A 2,527-nucleotide genomic window follows, 5' to 3' on the forward strand; every position below is an offset into this window, starting at 1 on the left:
CACCCCGAGCCTACGGCTCAGGGAGAGCAACGCCACCCTTCATCCCAAAAAGTTCAACATCGACCGGGACATTCCCCGATGCCGCGCTTTGGGCACATGATGTCGGATGAACAGGTCGCCGCGGTCACGAATTATGTGCGCAGCAATTTGGGCAATGACTATACCGACACGATTTCCCCCGAAGAAGTTGCCGACCTGCGCCCGCCTGAGGACCAGTAGAAGCTGCTACGCAAAGGCTGCCTGTTGTTGTTCGCGCCAAGCACCTATGGAACGAGCGCTGCGCTGGAGTGTTCGGTAAAAAAAGTAAAGTCGCCACAAGAATGCAGGTCAGTCAAAACGATGCTGGATTTTCTTTTCGCACACGCCGACGTCGTCAACGCCGTCCTGAATGGTTTGATGGTCCTGATCTGGACGGCCTATCTGCATCTTTTTCTTGTCAATCATCTGCGCCAGTCCAGAAGCGTAATCCATATCGATATCGGGGCCGCGCAGGGTGCGCGGTCACGGTGCCTCGTCACCAATCTCAGTCCAAACCCGATCTATGTTCAGGGCATCATAGCAGATCTTGTGCATAACGAGAACAAGGTCCGCACGATCGTAACCGAACGCAACGAGATTTCCGAGGATGATGTCGAGAACCCGCTGGCGCGGACCAATCGGGGAACCTTGCATCCGGGCCATACCGTCGATATCGGGTCGCTTTCGGATCTGGTATCACGCGCCCGGATCAGCCTTGGCGAGAACTGGTCCGCAGATCAGATCGACAGCGTGACAATCACAATCGTCGCGATCCCCGGCCATTCGGATCGGATAGTTGGCGCCAGCAAGACTTTCTGTGCCGAAGAGTGCGAAGGCTATATCAAGTTCACGTCGCAAAGAATCCTCACCTATCAGCTTCGGCCCCGTGAGACGCGGGCAGAGTTCAGCGATATCCTGCGCGATCAGACGCAGGCCTGACGCTGCTGCCGGTTTACGGATCAGGGCGCGGTGTTGTGTCTGGTATATCCGATTTTTCTTCATCGAATTCACTCAGGGCAGGGCGCTTTCCGATGGTGACGTTGTCGATATCCTCCGCGGCAAAGCCGCGGATCAAGGCCGGGATCATCATGAAGACCAGCAGAAAGATCGGCAGCCCGACAACCGTGATCACCTGTTGTAGCGCAACAAGTCCGGCCTCGCCCGCAAGCAGGATCAGCGTCGCGGCAATCATACCTTCTGCGACACCCCAGAAAACCCTTTGGCGGGTCGGTCCTGCCTTGGCGCTGCCCGAACAGAGCATATCAACGACCAGCGATGCCGAATCTGATGAAGTTGCAAAGAAGATCGCGACGACCAGCGCGGCGATCCCCTGGATCAGGGGCGCCCAGGGCAGTTCGGCAAAAAATGCGAACATCGCCAGCGGGATGGACTCTGCCACCGCTGCGCTGATCACACCCGCCCCGTCCCCCATGGCCGCGCGCGTGCTTTCGCCCATCCCGTCAAGGGCAATCGCCTGCCAGCCGAATATGGAAAACCAGATCACTGTGAACAGCGAAGGTGCCAGCAGCACGCCAAAGACAAATTCGCGGATCGTCCGCCCGCGCGAGATGCGTGCCACGAAAAGACCTATGAAGGGCGACCAAGTCACGGTCCAGGCCCAGTAGAAGACAGTCCAGTCCCCTTGCCAACCCCATCCCCCTGTGCCGGTTTCGTCGCCGTGCAGCATATCGTTCCAGAACGCCAGCCGGGGCAGGTTCGAAATATAAAGGCCAAAGGTTTCAACAATGCCACGCAACAGGAACAGGGTCGATCCGGTGATCAGCACGAATATCAGAAGGCCAATGGCCATGCCGATGTTGATATTCGACAGAACCCTTATGCCCTTGTCCAGACCCGCAATGATCGACGCGACCGCCAGCAGCGTCAGCGCCCCGAGAATGGTAATGCGCAGCATGGTGGTGTTGCTCCAGCCAAACAGCGCCGACAGGCCTGCCGCTACCTGCGACGAACCCAGCCCCAGCGACACAGCTACCCCGAACAATGTCCCCAAGATGGCCGCAATGTCGATGGCCTTGCCGATCGGGCCGTTTATGCGCTCGCGCAGCAGCGGATAGAACACGGAACTGACGCGCACGGGAAGGTCGTAACGGTTAATGAAATAGGCAAATGCCAAGCCCGGCAGCGCAAAGATCGTCCATGTATGCAAGGCAAGGTGGTAAAGCGAGATCGAGATCGCGTCCTGTGCTGCCTGAAAGGTGAACGGCTCGACACCGGGCAGCGGTGGGGACTGATAGTGGCTGATCGGTTCGGCTACGCCCCAGAACATCAGCACTGTGCCGATGCCGCCTGCAAACAGCATGGTGAACCAGGACATGTTGGAATACTCGGGCCGTGAATTGCGCGGCCCCAGCCGGATATGGCCATGGCGCGACATCGCGGCGTAAATCAGGAACCCTAGCCAGACATTTACCCCTAGTGTTCGTCACCTGACGCAAGATTCCCAACGGCTGCAGGGTGTGTCATACCTTGGGCATGAGACGCTCCGACA

Annotated in this window: 2 protein-coding genes and 1 pseudogene; 2 read left to right on the forward strand and 1 reads right to left on the reverse strand. The window is 58.1% G+C overall.

Going from position 1 to position 2,527, the window contains the following annotated elements; genetic code table 11:
* Nucleotides 1–219, forward strand: a 219-nt coding sequence (locus tag HUK65_RS18920; RefSeq protein ID WP_235442275.1) for a c-type cytochrome, incomplete at its 5' end; no start/stop codon positions are given.
* A gap of 120 nt (nucleotides 220–339) precedes the next feature.
* Complete coding sequence (locus HUK65_RS18245) at nucleotides 340–957, forward strand: hypothetical protein (RefSeq protein ID WP_179907681.1); 618 nt, start codon at nucleotides 340–342, stop codon at nucleotides 955–957.
* Between the two features lie 13 nt (nucleotides 958–970).
* On the opposite strand, the pseudogene HUK65_RS18250 reads toward HUK65_RS18245, so the two are convergent.
* Nucleotides 971–2,455, reverse strand: a pseudogene (locus tag HUK65_RS18250) (BCCT family transporter); the annotation flags it as partial.
* Between the last annotated feature and the right edge of the window lie 72 nt (nucleotides 2,456–2,527).

The organism is Rhabdonatronobacter sediminivivens (assembly GCF_013415485.1).
Classification (GTDB): Bacteria; Pseudomonadota; Alphaproteobacteria; order Rhodobacterales; family Rhodobacteraceae; genus Rhabdonatronobacter; species Rhabdonatronobacter sediminivivens.